At 65.6% G+C, this 17,119-nt stretch carries 16 protein-coding genes; 7 read left to right on the top strand and 9 right to left on the bottom strand.

Annotated elements, in window-relative coordinates; translation table 11 throughout:
• Positions 1-4 precede the first annotated feature (4 nt).
• Positions 5-583, top strand: a complete 579-nt coding sequence (locus tag J2X38_RS18585; protein WP_310256164.1) for a hemerythrin domain-containing protein — start codon at positions 5-7, stop codon at positions 581-583.
• A gap of 121 nt (positions 584-704) precedes the next feature.
• Positions 705-965 (top strand): DUF6894 family protein, encoded by a 261-nt coding sequence (locus J2X38_RS18590; RefSeq protein WP_054728047.1) that lies wholly within the window; start codon positions 705-707, stop codon positions 963-965.
• A 12-nt stretch (positions 966-977) separates the two neighbouring features.
• On the opposite strand, the gene J2X38_RS18595 is transcribed toward J2X38_RS18590, so the two are convergent.
• Both J2X38_RS18595 and J2X38_RS18600 read right to left on the bottom strand, forming a co-directional pair.
• The gene (locus tag J2X38_RS18595; RefSeq protein ID WP_310256169.1) at positions 978-2,285 is read right to left on the bottom strand and encodes a glycoside hydrolase family 130 protein; all 1,308 of its coding nucleotides are present in this window, start codon (positions 2,283-2,285) and stop codon (positions 978-980) included.
• Positions 2,239-4,587, bottom strand: coding sequence for a glycosyltransferase family 4 protein (locus J2X38_RS18600; RefSeq protein ID WP_310256171.1), 2,349 nt, complete (start codon positions 4,585-4,587; stop codon positions 2,239-2,241). The genes J2X38_RS18595 and J2X38_RS18600 overlap by 47 nt, the downstream gene beginning before the upstream one ends.
• A gap of 523 nt (positions 4,588-5,110) precedes the next feature.
• Here J2X38_RS18600 and J2X38_RS18605 point away from each other — a divergent pair.
• On the top strand, positions 5,111-5,275 hold the full coding sequence (locus J2X38_RS18605; protein WP_293643979.1) for a hypothetical protein: 165 nt from the start codon (positions 5,111-5,113) through the stop codon (positions 5,273-5,275).
• A 15-nt stretch (positions 5,276-5,290) separates the two neighbouring features.
• Here J2X38_RS18605 and gntA read toward each other — a convergent pair whose 3' ends face one another.
• The gene (gene gntA / locus J2X38_RS18610; protein ID WP_293643977.1) at positions 5,291-5,977 is read right to left on the bottom strand and encodes a guanitoxin biosynthesis heme-dependent pre-guanitoxin N-hydroxylase GntA; all 687 of its coding nucleotides are present in this window, start codon (positions 5,975-5,977) and stop codon (positions 5,291-5,293) included.
• 376 nt (positions 5,978-6,353) lie between these two features.
• Between gntA and J2X38_RS18615 the strand changes: the two genes are divergently transcribed.
• The 4 genes from J2X38_RS18615 (at position 6,354) to J2X38_RS18630 (ending at position 12,861) form a co-directional block, all read left to right on the top strand.
• Positions 6,354-6,935 (top strand): RNA polymerase sigma factor, encoded by a 582-nt coding sequence (locus tag J2X38_RS18615; protein ID WP_293643975.1) that lies wholly within the window; start codon positions 6,354-6,356, stop codon positions 6,933-6,935.
• A complete protein-coding gene (locus J2X38_RS18620; protein ID WP_293643973.1) occupies positions 6,932-7,852 on the top strand; it encodes a FecR domain-containing protein in 921 nt (306 codons plus the stop codon). The genes J2X38_RS18615 and J2X38_RS18620 overlap by 4 nt, the downstream gene beginning before the upstream one ends.
• Before the next feature lie 81 nt (positions 7,853-7,933).
• On the top strand, positions 7,934-10,876 hold the full coding sequence (locus J2X38_RS18625; RefSeq protein WP_310256175.1) for a TonB-dependent receptor: 2,943 nt from the start codon (positions 7,934-7,936) through the stop codon (positions 10,874-10,876).
• Positions 10,870-12,861, top strand: a complete 1,992-nt coding sequence (locus J2X38_RS18630; protein WP_310256177.1) for an Atxe2 family lasso peptide isopeptidase — start codon at positions 10,870-10,872, stop codon at positions 12,859-12,861. The genes J2X38_RS18625 and J2X38_RS18630 overlap by 7 nt, the downstream gene beginning before the upstream one ends.
• On the opposite strand, the gene J2X38_RS18635 is transcribed toward J2X38_RS18630, so the two are convergent.
• The 6 genes from J2X38_RS18635 to J2X38_RS18660 form a co-directional block, all read right to left on the bottom strand.
• Entirely contained in the window at positions 12,768-14,465 is a 1,698-nt protein-coding gene (locus J2X38_RS18635; protein ID WP_310256179.1) for an asparagine synthase-related protein, read from the bottom strand. The genes J2X38_RS18630 and J2X38_RS18635 overlap by 94 nt on opposite strands.
• Entirely contained in the window at positions 14,462-15,118 is a 657-nt protein-coding gene (locus J2X38_RS18640) for a lasso peptide biosynthesis B2 protein (protein WP_310256181.1), read from the bottom strand. Before J2X38_RS18640 ends, J2X38_RS18635 begins: the two co-directional genes overlap by 4 nt.
• A 50-nt stretch (positions 15,119-15,168) precedes the next feature.
• Complete coding sequence (locus J2X38_RS18645) at positions 15,169-15,291, bottom strand: hypothetical protein (protein WP_294048070.1); 123 nt, start codon at positions 15,289-15,291, stop codon at positions 15,169-15,171.
• A 69-nt stretch (positions 15,292-15,360) separates the two neighbouring features.
• Positions 15,361-15,483: a hypothetical protein gene (locus tag J2X38_RS18650; protein ID WP_267463757.1), complete on the bottom strand. Its 123-nt coding sequence runs from the start codon at positions 15,481-15,483 to the stop codon at positions 15,361-15,363.
• 97 nt (positions 15,484-15,580) lie between these two features.
• Positions 15,581-16,204 (bottom strand): GntR family transcriptional regulator, encoded by a 624-nt coding sequence (locus J2X38_RS18655; RefSeq protein WP_310256187.1) that lies wholly within the window; start codon positions 16,202-16,204, stop codon positions 15,581-15,583.
• Positions 16,201-17,118: a phytanoyl-CoA dioxygenase family protein gene (locus tag J2X38_RS18660; protein WP_310256189.1), complete on the bottom strand. Its 918-nt coding sequence runs from the start codon at positions 17,116-17,118 to the stop codon at positions 16,201-16,203. Before J2X38_RS18660 ends, J2X38_RS18655 begins: the two co-directional genes overlap by 4 nt.
• Position 17,119: the final 1 nt, after the last annotated feature.

Consider the following 17,119-nt stretch of genomic DNA (forward strand, 5'->3'; position numbering starts at 1 on the left):
TTCCATGTCCCTCAACATTTTCGCCAACGCGCGCCAGCCGCTGGGCAACCCGGCCTTCCTGCTCGGTGCGGCCGCGGCGGGATTTGCCGTCGGCCTCGTCGCCAACCTCGGCCGAAAGGCCGCGGTGCAGAGCCTCACCGCGCTCAAGGGACAATGGGACGAGGGACTCAAGGCCGAACACCGGTTGACGATGAAGCTGTTCGACGCGCTCGAGGCGACCGACGAAAGCGACGTCGAAAAGCGCAAGGCGCTGCTCGTCCAGCTCCAGCACGCGCTCGCCAAACATGCGTTCGAAGAGGAGAATGTCGTTTATCCGGCGATGCGCGACCATGGCCAGATCGAGGACGCCGACAAGCTCGTTCACGACCATGGCTATGTGAAGCAATATCTTTTCGACCTCTCGGAAATGGACGCCGCCGACCCCGCCTGGATCGCCAAGGTCCGCGAATTTCGCAGCCAGATCGAGGCGCATGTCGAGGAGGAGGAACAGCGCCTTTTCCCCCGTCTCAGGGCTGCGCTCGGCGACGACGGCAACAAACATGTGACCGCAGTGATGAACAAGGCTGGATTTGCCGCCGCCTGAGCGCCATAGGCGGGCATGAGGCCCGCCCGATCGGCATGTGTCGTGGTGCAGTGACGAAGGGGCGGTGGCCGGATCGAAACCCTAGGCAGACTTGTGAGTTGCCGAAGGTGGGAGAAGTTGGATGCCCCGTTATTATTTCCACAGCAGCAGCGGCCAGCGCGAGCTCGACGATGAAGGCGTCGATCTGCCCGACACGGCCGCAGCAAGGGTCGAGGCGGCCCGCTATGCGGGGCACCTCCTCGGCGACAATCCCGAACTCATCAACGATGTCGATACGCTCCGGATCGAGGTGACCGACGAGGATGGCTGCCTTTGCTGCGCCGTGCTCGTCGCATCGGTCGACGCCAGGCGGAAGATCGAGCGCCCCGCGCCCTTTAAATAGGGCCCCTGGCCTCTAACGCATGCTCGCGAGCAGCCGCTCGATCGGCGTCGTCGCAAAACCGATCGCGCTGTCCGAAATCCCGTAAGGTATGAACAGGTCCCCGCCGACGCGCATCGCGCCGCAGGTATAGACCACATTCGGAACATAACCTTCGCGGTCGCTCTCGGCGGCCGATAGGATCGGGCACTCGGTGCGCGCGATGAGTTTGGTCGGATCGTCGCGGTCGAGCAAGGCCGCGCCAAGGCTGTATTTGCGCATCGCACCGACGCCGTGCGTGAGAAGGATCCAGCCCTCGTCGCATTCGATCGGGCTGCCGCAATTGCCCATCTGGATGAGCTCCCACGCATAGGCGGGACGCATGAGGATCTGTCCCTCGTCGTCCCAGTCGGTGAGACTGTCCGACGCGATGATGGTGATGTTCTTGCCGTCCTGCCGCGCGATCATGAGATAGCGGCCGCCGACCTTGCGCGGAAACAGCGCCATGCCCTTGTGGCGCGCGGCGCGGCCCGACAGAGGCTCGAGCGAGAAGCCTGAGAAATCGGTCGTGCGCAGGAGTTCCGAGCGGATCGCCTGCCCCGAATAAGCAGTATAAGTGCCGATATATTCCGTGCGGCCATCGTCATGGACGAAGGGCACGAGGCGCAGATCCTCGATGCCGCCGCGCTGCGCCTCGGTCATAGGAAAAAGAACGCTGTTCGAGATCGCACTGTCGGGCTGACGGTGGACATTCACCTTGCCGTCATCGCCAAGCCGATGGCGGTCGTCCGCAACCGCCGCCATCGCGGGTCCCGACTGGGGCCAAAGCGTGAAGTTGCCGCCCTCGCCGATGATCCCCTCGCGGAAGGCGACCGAGCTGATATGGCCCTCGCCCACCGCGCGCATCGACATGAGAAAGCGTTGCTGGTCGGCGGCAAGCCCGCTCTGGTCGGGATGCGGGACGACGCTCGGGTTCATGAGCGCGGCGGCGGCATAGCTATATTCGTGACAGAAATAGGCGCCGATCAGCCGCCGCTTGACGGGCGAGACGATGCCGGGATCGAGCTCCAGATCTTCCGCGACCTCGGCGAAGCGTTCGTCGAAGATCCGCCCGATCTGCCAGTGGCGCTCGGAAAAATCCTTCCACACGAGGCCGAGCTGTGCCTCGGCCTCCTCCTCGTCCATCGCCAATATGTCGGCGGCGAGCTGCGCCGCCCGCGATGGTTCGGACACATTGGACTGCCAGGCGAGGTGGAAGGGCCTGAGCACGACCCGCGCAGGGTCGGCCGCAAGCTTGTCATGAAGAATGTGCAGCGGCGTGTGGTTCGGATTGCAGATCAACATCGCTGGCGCCGGTGTCCTTCGCTATCCCCCGCGTCCAGAATGTATCGGCCATCGCGCGGTGCGCAAGGTGAAAAGCCAGCGCGGACTCGGCCCCGACATTCGAATTGACCCCGTGACGGGTCAGCCCGTCGCAGCAGCGCCCCGTTGCCGAACTCGCGATCACCGCGCCGCGGTCGTTCGCGCCGAGAAACCAGCCATAGGCCCGCTCGGCCCGGTCATGCCAACGCAGCTTGCCCGTCAAGCGGTAGGCGGCGGCGGCGGCATCGACCGTCGCCCAGGCTTCGAGCGGCTGTTGATCGAACGGAAAAAGCTCGCCCTCGGCGCCGAAGCCCTCGCAGCCCATCGGACGGAAATGCCCCTCGCTGCTCTTCTGGATATCGCAGAGCCAGTCGAGCGCCCCGATGCCGGCCTCTTCCATCGGAACGGAACCCATCCGCCGCCCGGCGCGCAGCAGCGCCTCGGCAAGCCGCGCATTGTCATAGGCGAGAGCGGGTTCGAACCACTCCCAGCCGCTCCGCCGCGCGCTGCGCCAGAGGGCGTGCAAAAAGGCGCCGCCGCGCTCGACGATCGCGCCTGCCGCGGCATGCCCCGGCTCGCGCGCCAGCAGTTCGTCGGCTCCGAGAAGTGCGAACGCGATCGCGCGCGGACTTTTGAGGTCGGCTGCCAAGCGGGCGGTGCGCGCAAACAGTCCCGCGCACCAGGCGCGGAGTTCCGGCGTGCGCGCGTGCGCTGCGCCATGGCCAAGCGCCCAGAGCGTTCGCCCGTTGCTGTCTTCGGATCCTTCATCCTCGAGCCAGCGCCGGTCATAGGCCATGAAGTTGCGGAAGCGCCCGCGATCGGGGTTCCAACCATGGTGAAGGAAGGCGGCGTAGCGCGCGAAGAGCAGGCCATATTCCTCCTCGCCGAGCGACGGGCTCGCATTGACGAGCATTAAAGCGCGGGCATTGTCGTCGATGCAATAGCCGTGATTCCGGTCGGGAATGAGCCCCGTCCCGTGCTGCAATATGCCGACATCGTCCGAGAGCGCGCGGATCGCGGCGAAGGAGGGGAACATCCGCCGCGGCTCGCGCCGCGCCGGCACGGCCGCGACGTTTTCGATCAGCGATGCAAAGCGCGCCGCGATGACCGGCCAGGCGGTAGACCGGCCGCGCGCATAGGCGCGCTCCTGGAGCGCGCGCCGTTCGCCGGGGTGCGCGAGCAACAGCAACACCGCCTCGGCGATCGCGTCGCTGTCGGCCCCGCCGAGCAGGATGCCCACGTCGTCGGCGAGCAGTTCGCGCGCATGCACGAAGGGCGTCGATACGACCGCGCGGCCGAGCGCCACCGCATAGGCGAGCGTACCCGAGGTGATCTGCGCGAGATTGGGATAGGGCGCGAGATAGATATCGCATAGCTCGATCTGTTCGAGGAGTTCGGGCAGGTCCAGAAAGCGGTTCTCCCAGGCGATATTGTCCGCGACGCCGAGCTCCCCGGCGAGGTCGGCAAGGCTCTGCCGATAGGCTTCGCCCTCGGCAGCGACGAGATTGGGATGGGTGGCGCCGACGATCCGATAGAGAATGTCGGGATATTGGGCGGCAATCGCCGGCAGCGCGCGGATGGCCGCTTCCAGCCCCTTGCCCGGGCCGAGGAGGCCGAAGGTCGACACGACCGGACGGCCCGCAAGGCCGAGCCGCTCGCGAAGCGGCGAACATACCTCGAAGGCCCGGTCGGGGGCGCCATGCTCGATCAGCTCGATGCGCTCTGCCTTCGCGCCATAGACGCGGATCAGCGTCTCGCGGCCGAAGGCGCTCATCACGACGAGCTTCGCCGCCTTCGCGACGAGATGCTCCATCACGCGCCGCTGGTCGGCGCTCGGCTCGGCGAGGATGGTATGGAAGGTGACGATCAGCGGCGCCGCAACGCGGTCGACGAGCCCCAGCACCATGTTGCCTGCGGGACCCCCGAAAATCCCGAACTCATGCTGGAGCCAGACCGCGTCGGCACCGCTTGCGTTTATCGCCTCCGCGGCAGCGCGATATCCATCGGCATCTTTCTCATCGATGCCAGCAACGGCTGCGGAATCGCTCGCATCGCCCGGCCTGGCTGCCATCGCATAGACATCGATCGCCATGTCGGGACGCGCGGTCGTCAGATGGTCGTAAATGTCGGCGGTGAAGGTCGCGATCCCGCACTGGCGCGGCCGGAAACAGCCGATGAGCGCGAGGCGCCGGGCGCGCGCGGCAATACTGGCAACGGGCCCGCCGTGGCGGCTCTCTTCATTGTCGAATGCGGTAAGGAAGCTGGTCTCGCTGTCGAATTTCATCGTTGTGCCTTCTGTCCGGTCCCCCCGAATGAAGAACAGGAGCGCGCATCGACCTTGCCCTTCTTCCCCTCGAGACGGGTTTCAGAGGAGAACGGTCGAGCCCGAAGGGCGCGCCCCGCTCTGGCAGGAGATGCGTCATCGCCTGCTTCCCCAACGCGCCTCCGCGCGTGCAGTTGCCGACCCGCCGGCAACAATCGCCATGATCCAGGTTAACCCCGGCAACCGGGCCCAGCCGCTCGCGTTGGCAGCTGCAGGACCCAACCCAAGGACAAGCATGCCGCGCTTCCCCCTCTCCCCTCCCGGCCCCATCTTTTCGCGCGCCCGGGCTCGAACCGCGCCCCTCGACCGCGGCAACCGGTCGCTGCCCCCTGCAAGGCCGGCGCATTGAGTTCCGCCCAGCTGCGCGTGCTCGAACGCTCGGTCTATAACGCGGCTTCTCGGCGCGGTCAGTCGTCGTCCCGACTGTCTCGGAATCGGGATCGACGAGGACACCGCGCTCCGGGTCGAGGCCGGCACCGCGCAGGTGATCGGAAGCGGCGGCGTCACGATCGTCGACGCGTCGCGGGCGAGCCGTTCCACTGCGGCGGGCGCGTCGTCCGGCGGCATCGTGTCGCTTCACGGCGCGACGCTTCACGCGCTTCGCGATGGGGAGAGTTTCGACCTGGCGCCGCGCCGCCAGGAAAAATAGGCTGCGCAGAGGCGCTCAGGGCGCCGCGTCACGTCCGGAGAAGGGACACCGCCAATCCGGTCCGACAGCCCGCCCCGAATATTGCCGTGCCTCCGACACGTCGCCGTGACGGGCAAGCATGGGGTTCGCGCTTCCGGCCAAGGCGATGTCGCGTGCGATGATCTTTCCGCGCATCGTCTCATAGACCTCGGTTTCGCGCAGTTTCTCGAACTGGTCGTGGAGGTTGAACACCAGTGCGGGGCGTTCGAAGCGGCGCGCGGGACGGCTGGCTCGGGGGTGGAGGCCGACGACGAAAAAGGCCTCGCCGCCGAAGCTCAGCGAGAAGTGCGGATCATCGGGGCTGTGACTGACGCGTGGATCTGGCGGCTGGCCTGCCCAGTCGTCCTTCCGGCTCAGCGAGTCGATACGCTCCCACAGGCATGTCTCGAACGCTTGCTCGTCGAGCCCACCATCCTCCTCGAAGATCACCACGAGCGAATGGAAGAGGCTCGGCGAACGCGCATAACTCCAGGCGAGATCGAGGAGATTGGGGTAGATGCGCAAATCGTCCCATGCCGAGCGCATGTCGCGGCCGACGACGAAACGGATCTGGCTTCGCGCCAGCGCCGACTTCGCTCCGACGCACGGAAAATCCGCCGAACGGATGAAGTTCTGGAAGCGTTGAGCCAGAGGATGAGAACTGTTGTCGGTTGGTGGTAGCATGCTGCTGAAACCGACCTCTCTTGCCGCGGTTGCAGCAAGTTAACTTGGGTTGCGTCGATTCCGCCGTCATCGCCTCGCCGGCGCGCACGCTGTCTTCAAGCGGCTGGCATGGAGATGGATTCATATTGGACGAAGTTGCGCGACACTGACTTGCCCTGCCGCTACGGCGAGCTATGCTTGCCCTGCATCGGGCAAGAAGGCGCACGGTGCCGAGACGTAAGAATCTCGTTCGGAAGCCTTATGATATTCCCATCCGCTGCCGGGTGGCCGACGCGTATGTCCAGGCCCTCGGGCTAAAGGCGGCGGCGCATATTTCCGAATATGTTCTTACCTCCCGGCACACCCGCCTCTCGGCTCGACCGGTAGGCGATGGCAAATGGATTTCGAAGACGACCCCTCAAATCGGCGCGCGCTGTCGTCGGGCGATCCGCTGCCGCCGGGCGATTGGGAAGGCGCTGGCGCGGCCGGCCGCGCGGAAGCGATCTATGCGGCCGAACGGCGTTATGTGACCGCGATCTTCCGGCGCAGCGTACCGCCGCAAGAGGTGCCCGACCTCGTGCAGGAGACATTCCGCCGCCTCTTCAGCGCAAAGGGAACGGGAACAGGGCTCCTCCAGGCGTCGCGGGCCTATGTCGCGACTGCCGCACGAGCGATCCTCAAGAACCGGGCTCGTTCCGGGGCTCGCAACCAGACCCACGCCCACCATAGTTTCGAGGACCATGACGTCGCGGGTCCCGATCCCCATGCCGCGCTCGAACACCGCGACACGCTGCGCCGCGTCGAGGACGCCATCGCAAGGCTGAATCCAACCACTCGGGATGTATTCCTGATGCAAACTTTCGACGATCTCAGCTATTCCGAGATCGGACGAATCAAAGGCATAAGCGAAAAAGCCGTGGAAAATCATCTCGTCAAAGCCCGGATGGCCATTCGCAAGGCGCGAGACACGCAATCGTGAGGTCCGTCGAGCGCGAAGCGGCCGAATGGGCCGTGCGGATGCGCGGAACACCGTCCGAGGCCGACCGCGAGGCCTTCGAGCAATGGTATGCGAAGCCCGGCAATGCCGAGGCCTTTGCTATGTCCGAGGATGATGTCGCGGTGGCTCGTACGGCATCGCGCGCCCGTATCGATGCGAAGGCGCGGACCGAACGCAGATCGACTGGCGGTTTCCGCTGGGCCGTCGCGACGATCGCCGCGGTCGGCATCGCCCTCGGCTTCGCTTGGCACATGGCGCGGCAAAGCGACACGCCCCAGATAGCAGCTGGTCCCATGCTGCCTCGCCAGCTTCGTCTCGCCGATGGCTCCACCGTGACCCTGATGGACGGTGCCTGGGTCGAGCCGCAATTCTCCGAGACCGAGCGCCGTATCCGCTTGCACGGCGGCCGCGCACGCTTCGATGTTGCGCACGACAGCGCCCGCCCTTTCATCGTCGTCGCCGGCATCTCCGAGACGAAAGCCCTCGGCACGGTGTTCGAGGTCGACGCGCGTTCGAACGCCCCCAAGGTCAAACTCGTGCGCGGCTCGGTGGAGGTTCGCCTCGGCGGAACGGCAAAGACTGTCCGCCTCGTCCCCGGCGAGAGTGCAGAAGTCTCGGAAAGCGGTCCACGCCTCATCCCGGCGATGACAAGTCCGGTGCCGACAGCGGAACCGACGACGATGCTTGCCGCCGACGGACTTCCGCTCGGCGCGGTGATCGAAGCGGCGAATAAAGTGAACTCGAGACCGATCCGCCTCGCGGATCCCGCCCTGACCTCGCTCCCGGTGACAGGCCGTTTTGACGTAACCAACGGCGCAAGCCTCGCCCGCAAGCTCGCCGCGGCATTGGGGCTCCAAGCGACCGATGGATCGGACGCGATCACGCTCAGCAAAAAATAATTCCCATCGGAGAGGGGGGAAATCTCCTTTCCGGTGTTTTGCACCCCCAGACGGTCATCGGTGGCCGCTTGGGGAGGTAGAATGAAGTACAAATTTCTGGCGGCGATGCTCTCGGTGAGCACCGCAGCAATCGCGATTCAGGTTCCCGCCGCGCAGGCGCAGACACAGCCCGTTCAGCAGAGCTACAACATTGCCGCGCAGGATCTCGGCGCGGCGCTGCAACGCTATTCGCAGATTTCCGGCCGCGAGGTGATCGCCTCGACCAGTCTAGTCGAAGGCAAGCGAAGCGCCCGTGTCCAGGGACGCTTGACGGCCGATACCGCTCTCTCGCGTCTGCTTGCCGGTACTGGCCTCAATGTCGAACTGGTCGAAGGGGCATGGGTGCTGCGCTCGGGAAACGCAGATGCCGCCGAAACTGGATCGACTGAATCCGGCGGAGAATCGATCGTCGTTACCGGCTCGCGTATTCGAGGGGCTGGTCCAACCGGGTCGCCCGTCGTGTCCATCGACCGGGAAGCAATCGAGAAGAGCGGCTACAGCACGGTCCAGCAGTTGCTCCAATCGCTCCCACAGGCATTTGGTGGCGGCTCGAACGAGGCGACGACCGGCGCGACGACGCGCAACGGCACAGGCAATGACGCGACGCTCGGATCGAGCATCAACCTCCGCGGACTCGGCACCTCGTCGACGCTGGTCCTGATCGACGGCTCGCGACCCGCCCTCGGCGGCGTCGGCGGCCTGTTCGCCGACATCTCGTTGATCCCGATGGGCGCGGTCGAGCGGATCGAGGTGCTGACCGATGGCGCGTCGGCTATCTATGGCGCCGACGCTGTCGCCGGTGTGGTCAACGTTCGCATTCGCAACCGCTTCGAAGGCGCCGAAACGACAATCCGCGCGGGAACTGCCGACGGCGACTTCAGTGAAGTGCAGTTCAGCCAGCTCCTCGGCAAGCGGTGGAGCGGCGGCCATGTCATGCTCGCCTACCAATATTCGAACCGCGGCGCGCTCGCGGGCGCGAAGCGCGATTTTGCGCGCGAGGATCTTCGCCCCTTCGGCGGCCCCGACTTCCGGTCGACGACCGCTGTGCCGGGCACGATCCGGGCCGCAAACGGACAGATATTCGGCATACCCACCGGGCAGAACGGAACGGCGCTCACCGCTGCGCAGCTCCTGCCCGGCGTCCAGAACCGACGCGATGGCCGCGCCGAGAGCGATATCCTGCCGCGCCAGCGCGTTCACAGCCTCTATGCCGGCGGCGAGGTAGAAATCACCGATGGCTTGACGCTCAAGGTCAACGCGCTCGCCGCCCAGCGTGATTTCCAGCGTATCGCCAAAGGCGATTTCCTCCGCGTGTCGCGCGTGCCGGTCACCAACCCCTTCTATGTCGATCCGATCGGGACGAACCAGCCGGTGCAAGTCACCTACAGCTTCGCGAACGATCTCGGCCGCGAGAACCGTTCGGGCCGCGTGCGTGCGATCAACCTGTCGGGCGGGCTTGAACAGCGCCTCGGACCGTGGAGCATCCAGCTCGGCGGCGCCTATGGCCGTCAGAAGGGCAAGGCCAACTACACAAATCTCGTCAACAATGCGCGGCTCACCGCCGCCCTCGCCGACACCAATCCGGCGACGGCGCTCAACGTGTTCGGCGACGGCAGCGCTAACAATCCCGCGACGCTCGACCGCATCCGCGGCAGCTACGGGACGATCGACGATTATTCGAACTGGTCGGCGGCGCTACGGGCTGACGGGCCGCTGTTTCGCCTGCCGGCAGGCGACGTCCGGCTCGCCGCGGGCGCTGAATATCGCCGCGAGGCCTATGATTATTTCGTCAAGAATGATGTCAGCGCCGCGACCCCGAACAATGCGCCCTACCCCGGCCTCCCCGGTCCGCGGCATGTGAAGTCACTCTATGCCGAACTGCTGGTCCCGATCTTCGGCCCCGACAATGAGATGCCTGGTTTCCGGCGGCTCGAACTGTCCGCCGCGGGCCGCATCGAGGATTATAATCAGTTCGGTCGCACCGAGAATCCGAAGTTCAGCCTGCGTTGGGAACCCGCGGAAGGGATCGCGCTCCGCGGCTCCTACGGCACCTCGTTTCGCGCCCCGCTGTTCGACGAGCTGATCGGCCCGGCGCTCTCGCTTTACTCGGTCGAGAATGTGCCCGACCCGGCATCGCCCACGGGGCAGTCGACCGTCCTCGCGCTGTTCGGCTACGCGCCTAATATCCAGCCCGAGAAGGCGGCGACCTGGACTGCGGGCTTCGACATCGCACCGCCTTCGCTGCCGGGCCTCCGCGCATCGCTCACCTATTATGATGTCGATTATCGCGATCGCATTGGAACGGTGACCGAGGATTATCTCCGCTTCCTGTCCAAACGCGACGTGTTCGGCGGCGTGATCATCGACAATCCGCCGCTCGATCTCGTCAATTTCTATTTCAATCAGCCGACCTTCTTCAATCCGTCGGGTTTCGCGCCGACCGATATCGTTGCCATCCTCGACGGGCAGACGCGGAACCTCTCCGCCGAACGGCAGCGCGGCATCGACTTCGACCTTGGCTATGCGCCGCAGCTGGCCGGCGGGACGCTCGATCTCGGCGTCAGCGGCACGCATATCTTCTCGATCAAGCGGCAATTGACGCCCGGCGCACCGAGCACCGATGTCGTTGGTTTCTACGCCAGCCCCGTGAAGTGGCGCCTGCGCGGGCACGCCGGCTGGTCGAAAGGCGGCTTCTCAGCCAATGCCTTCGTCAATTTCACCGACAGCTATATCAACCAGATCGTCGTGCCTGCCGAGCCAGTGTCGTCATGGACCACGGTCGATCTAACCATCTCGCAGCGTTTCGGTGGCGACGGTGGGACAAGCGGTCGCGGGCTGCAGCTCGGCCTCTCGGTCCTCAACCTGTTCGACAAGGACCCGCCCTATGTCATGAACCGCAGCCAGACCTCGGCAATGGGTTACGACCCCGAGAAGGCGAGCCCGGTCGGACGGATGATCTCGGTCCAGGCAACGATCAAATGGTAGGAAGGCTGACGCTGGTCCTTGCCCTGCTGGCCGCGGCATCGCCCGCGGCCAGTCAGACGACGCCGAGGGAGATCGTCGAGACCGCCGATATTTCGGGGCTCTTTGCGTCTCCCGACGGTCGCTGGATCGCCTACAGGATCGACAAGCCCTCCACGGCAACCAACCGGATCGACGTCGACTGGTATCTAGTCGCGGCCGACGGCCGGTCACCGCCGCGTTCGCTCGGCCGTCTCGGAACCGCGATGTGGGACGATGCGGGCGTGATCATTGCCGGAGACGCCAAATGGGCTCCGGACAGCCGGACCCTTGTCGTACGCGCACTCGTCGATGGACGGGTCGGCCTTTGGGCGAGCGCAACCGATGGCTCGGGATTTCGCCCGGTCGCGGACGGCGACGGCGATATCGAGGCCTTCGCGTTTCGAGCCGACGGCGCACTCGTCACGCGCGAGGGTCCGTCGCGCGCCACCATCGCGCGCGCCGAGGAAACCGAGCGCGAGACGGGCATCCTCGTCGACGGCGCTACCGACCTTGCCCAGCCACTCTATCATGGCGCCCTCATCAACGGGCGCCCGGCCACGCAGCGCTTCTCGGGTGACTGGTTCGATCGAGCGCCGCTGCTAGCCGCCGCACCGCGCCACTTCTTTCGCTACGATGTCGGGGCGTCCGAACCCGTCGCCGCCGATGCCGCCGGTCAGGCGCTCCTCGAACCGCAGCCGCATCCCGCCCTCCTTTCGCCAACCGACTTGCCGGTCGCGCTGCGCACCGCGCTCGAAGCCCGCGGCATGTGTGCCGCAAAAGGCCAATGCGCGCCCGGCGAGCAGCGCCTCTCCTGGTGGGTACACAAGAGCGACGGAAGCGCGGTCGTCGCGCTCCATGACGCGGACTTCGACCAGACCGTGTTCGTCTGGTCGGGACGCAAAGCAAGGCTGGCCCGCCTCGCTGCATCGGACGGACAACTCTCGGGCGGTCGCACCCATTATCTTCCATGCGCCGTAGTGCAGGCCGCCGTCTTCTGCGTCGAAGCAACGCCCAAAATCGCGCCGCGCCTCGTCCGGTTCGGCGAGGGCGGCAGCAAAACTGTCATTTCCTCCCCCAATCCAGATCCTGACAGCGAAGGGCTCCTTGCCGAAACCATCGCGTGGCAGGTGAGCGGCAGCCGTGCGTCGGGCGTATTAATCCGCCCGAAGATCCCCGGGCGGCTGCCGCTCTTCGTCACCTACTATCGATGCGCGGGGTATCTGCGCGGCGGCGTTGGCGACGAGTGGCCGCTGCGCGCGCTCGCCGCGAACGGGATTGCTGCGCTCTGCATCAATTCGGTGCCGAGTGGCGCGGTCGGAGAAGCGAGATACGAACAGGGCATGGAGGCGGTGCGAGCCGCGATCGATCTGCTGTCGAAGCGCGGAATCGTCGATCCGGAACGGGTCGGTATGGGCGGCCTCAGCTTCGGGAGCGAAGTCACGACCTGGACCCTCCGCCACAGCGACTTGCTCAAGGCCGCCTCGATCGCCTCGGTCCAGCTCGAACCGAGCTATTACTGGTTCAACGCACGGCCCGGGCGCGAGACCTTCATCGAGAATGTGCGCGAAGTGTGGAAGGTCGGATCACCCGATGAATCGCCGGATGGTTGGAAGCGGCTGTCAGCGGCGCTCGACACCTCGAACATTCATGCGCCCCTGCTGATGCAGCTGCCCGAACATGAAGCGCGGCTCTCGCTCGAACTGTTCAGCAAGCTTGCGACCGCCCGGCTGGCCGAGATGCATATCTTCCCATACGCGGCGCATATCAAGGCCGAGCCCCGCCAGAAGCTCGCCGCCTATCAGCGCAATCTCGACTGGTTCCGCTACTGGCTGCAGGGCGCGGTCGACCCCGATCCCGCCAAGGCCGGCCAGTATCAGCGCTGGTCGTTGCTCGAACCGAAGAAGGAAGACGTCTCGACCGCGCGGACCCAACGCTCGACATCCGCGATCTCGAGCAAGCGGAAATAGTCGAAATTGCCGACGACATCGGCAGCTTCGATATAGGCCGATATGCTCGTTTGATCGAGAAGCCCGCGCGCGGCGAGACGGCCCCCCAGCAACAGCGCGCCGAGGTCGTGCCGCTGCCGAAGGAAGGCGGCGGTACAGAGCGATTCCAGTCGTCCCTTGTCCCGCCGCCACACCACCGATGCCGGCAGGCGGCTCGCGAAGGCCGCCCGAGCGACCGCCCGGTCGCGGCCGCCCTTAAACCAGACCCAGCTCGGGATCGTCAGGCACAGCTCGACGACCGGCTGCGACAGCAATGGCAGGCCGACATCGCGATCGTACCAGCGATCGGGACGGTCGGCGAAATCCAGGATCCGGCGAATGGCCTCGACATGCTTGCGCTTGCCCCGCGAAGCGCCAGCTGCGCCGTCGTCCCAGGGATGAGCAAAAGGTTCCGCGGGCAACGCCGCCTGATTGCAGAAGCTTGCCTCGCGTGGCCAGCCGCGGCGCGGCCCGGCGCGGCGAGCACGGACGAGCAGGCGGACCGCCTCCCAGATGGTCGCGTCGCCGGCTTGCGCGACGTCGCGAAGCACGGCAAAGGTCCGCCGCGAGAAGCCGAACTGCTCGAACGCATCGACCGCGGGGCCGATCGAGCTGTCGAAGGCGAAGACATTGTCGCCGCCGATTCCGCCGATCACGGCTTTTGCCTTTCCCTCGCCCGCCTCCTCGAAGGCGTGGTCGAGCCCACCTAGAACACCATAGGCTCCCGGACGTGGGTGCAGATTGGCCGGCGGCGACAGAAGGTCGATCCGCGTGTCGTCGTTCCGGGCCTCGATCATTGCCGCGCCAACGCGCTTGGCGACGGCGCGCGCGAAGCGGCGTTCGTCGCCATCGGCGCCCGGCGTCGCGAAGTTGATCGCCGAAAAGTCCGCGCCCGCCGCAGACAGCGAGGCGGCGATGATCGAACTGTCGAGCCCGCCCGACAGTTCGAGCAGAATATCGCTGCGGCCCGAACTCCAGGCCTTCACACTATTGTCTATGCGCAGTTCGAGTGCCGAGGCGAGTTCGGCAGCGCCGCTCGCCGCCGGCTTTGCCACATGCTCCCACGGCAACCAGATCGCCCGGACCTCTGCCCCATACCCATCGAATGCGAGGCTGCAGCCGGGCAGTAGTTCGAGCAGACCCACGATGCCCGTCCGCTCGGTCCTGAGATTACTGTAAGCAAGCGCCTGGCCGACGAACTCCCAGTCGATCGAGACGTCCGACAACAGGTCGCGGACGAGTTCGAGATGCGAGAAGCAGAGAATTCCGCCTGCGTGCCGGCACCAGTACAGAGGCATGCCGGTCAACGCTGCGCGTTCGACGATCAGCATGTCGCCCTGCCGCGCTACCGCGATGAAATTGCCCCAACCGTCCGAGGTGGCGTGAACACTCACTCCGGTTCGGGTGAAAATATCTCCGAGGATGACCGAGCCGTCCGATAGGCGCCGCGAAGGCAAATCCGCGCCTGCGAACAGGATATGGTCATGCTCGATTGCGACCGCGCCAAGTCCGTGCTGCTCGGCGACGGCGGCGACATCCGCCGCCCCGTGGGGAGCTCCCAGAAAGGCGAGCAGACCCCGTTTCATCCGACGACCAGGATCGGCGTGAAGTTGCGGGCTTCGGCGGCCGAGCCAGTCAGTATTGTCTCCGGAGTCTGGAGCCAGCAATGGGCGTTGAAAGGCGACATTCGCACGCCGAAAACAAGGCTCGTGACGATACCGCGCGCAAGAAGGATGCGATCGAGCGCGAGCGCATCGATCAGGCAGCGCGGCGGAATGGGATTGAGCCAGCGGCTTGCGGCATAGGCCGCTGCAACGGACACGGCCGCAGCCTCGGCGCCCGGGACGCCAACGGCGCGCTTTCGTTCGGAAAGACGGACCACAGTCGCGGAAATATGCTTGGGCCTCATTGCCCGCCGCGCCCAGCGAAGCGCGCACGCCGCCGTGGCAATCATCCGCAGGCCCGTTCGTCCCTCCATCGCCATGAGATCATCCTCGGGCACATCGATCTCGGTCGGTCCGATGCTGGTCGATGTCCGCGAAGGCATGATGAGACCCGTTCGCTCGAGCCGCATCATAGCTTCACTATCGTTGGGTTCTCCAGCCCGGAGGCGATCGAACGCCGCGCGGTCTGCCCCGCGCAGCGAGAAATATTTGTCGCGGGCGAGATCGAGGAAGACAAGCTCACCGCCCACCTCGCAAAATCCCGTCCCGGTCGCCAGTTGCCAACCCGTTGCCATGATAGCTGGGGCTTCCGGAGACCCGGCACGTCCGGGCCCCCGGGGTGCCATCAGTCCTGAACGAGACCGGGGCGCAGCATGCGGCCGCCGGATTCGATCGGCAGGCCTTCGTCGCCGGCGGTATCGGTCGTGACAGAGCCCAGCTCGACGAGCTCCTGGGGTTCGCGTTCCATGTTCATTTCCTTTCCTCGATCATCGAAGGGCGATGCCGGGAGCCGGCTGCCCGGCCCCCGGCGCCGTGGTCAGTCCTGGGTGAGCCCGGTGACCTTGAACTTGCCGGCACCTTCGATGCCCAGCGGATCGTCACCGGCGGTGTCCGTCGTGACGGTGCCGAGTTCGATCAGTTCATTGGTTTCGCGATCCATGATCGTTTCCTTCCAAGATGCCGCGGAATTGCGGCTCGATCGAAGCTAGGACGGCCGCGCCGTATAGGAATTTTATACGACCCATATTCTCCGAATATTATCGCAAGGGCTCCGAGCGTTTGCGGATCTCGGCCGCGACCCGCCCCGCGAACCCTGCCCGCCTGCGATGGAAACGCGTGATTTTGCTGCGCAAAGCGCTCCAGCGCCCGAAGCGGTAGTCCTCTTCCATTGCCTTGAGCGCTTCGCCAGCGTCGGCATCAACCCGCACTTCCAATGCGCGAATTGTCATGCTCCGCTCGACGATATTGACGATCGCCGCGCGAAGCTCGCCGTTGGAGCTGCCGATCGCGATGGTCCTGAAGAGAGTTTCGATCGCCTCTGGATATGAGTCGTGGGTCGCAAGATCGATGAGGCCACCCGGCAAGTCAGGCCGAGGAGACCGTCCCTTGAGCGCCATCGACAAGAGGGCGCCAGCCCAGCCGTAGAGGTCGACAAGGTCGGCCTCGCTGAGGAGGGGTTGGCGGAATCCCTCCTGATGCCAGCTTTCGATGATCCGCTCGCCCGAGAGACGATAGAGGGCATCCCGGACCGGCGTGGCGCTTGAGGCGAGAGACTTCGACAGATGCGCGGCCTCAAGTCGGGTGCCCGGCGGATAGGCGCCCGACAGGATGCGCGCCTTCAGGTCGAGATAGACCCGCTCCATCGTGGCGCCCGGGCTCATGCCACCAGCGCCCCGGGCTCGCCTTCTCCTTCCGGCCGCTGCGCGGCGACATAGTCGGCGAGAAGCGCCTGCTGATCAGGCCGGAGCGCGTCGATCGCGGCAATCGGATCTTGCGGATAGCCATCGAAGAGGACCGACGGGCACTGACCCTCGAAATTGCCGAGATTGGGCCGGTGCTGGGCATATCCCGCAAGCGCCGACACGCCGGGCGAGAATGCCCGCGCAATCTCAGGCGGATAGGCCAGCCACAGATTTTCATAGGGCTTGAGCCAACCGAGGCAGTAGCTGACGATAATCCCGCGGCGGACGTCGCGGCTCCGGTTTCCGCCGGCGCCGTGCAGCGTCGAGCCGAGGAAGACGATCGCGTCGCCGGGCTCGGCCTCCGCAATAATCGGCGCCTCTTTGGGCTCCTCGACCAAGGCCTCGACGCCATGGCTGCCGGGCCAGATGATCGTCGCGCCATTCTCCTCGGTGAAGGGTGTCAGCGGCCACATGACATTGACCAGATATTCGACCTCGCCCAGCGCACCTTGCCACATATCCTGGTCTCGGTGCGGGAATTGCGCGAGCGCGCCGGGATGCAGCTCGATCGCCTGCGCGAGATTGAGCTGGATCCGCTCGCACCAGTTTCCGAGCGCAGTCTCAGCCAATTCGAGGATCGCCGGGTTCATCACGAGATCGGCCATATGCCGCGAGCGGATCAGGAGGCGGCCGAACCGCTTGGTCCGCTCGCCGTAGAAACCGCCCTCGCAGAAGGGCGTCGCCTCGTAGCGTGGTCCGAGATCCGCGGCGATCGCTTCGATAAGCGATGTCGGAGCGGCGCCCTGCAGAACCGCATAGCCGCGGTCCATGAGGGCATTTGCGGCAGGGGATCGATGAGATCGCTCGTCGAGGGCGGCGTGGTTGATCAGCATC

The sequence above is a fragment of the Sphingopyxis sp. BE235 genome (assembly GCF_031457175.1).
Taxonomy (GTDB): domain Bacteria; phylum Pseudomonadota; class Alphaproteobacteria; order Sphingomonadales; family Sphingomonadaceae; genus Sphingopyxis.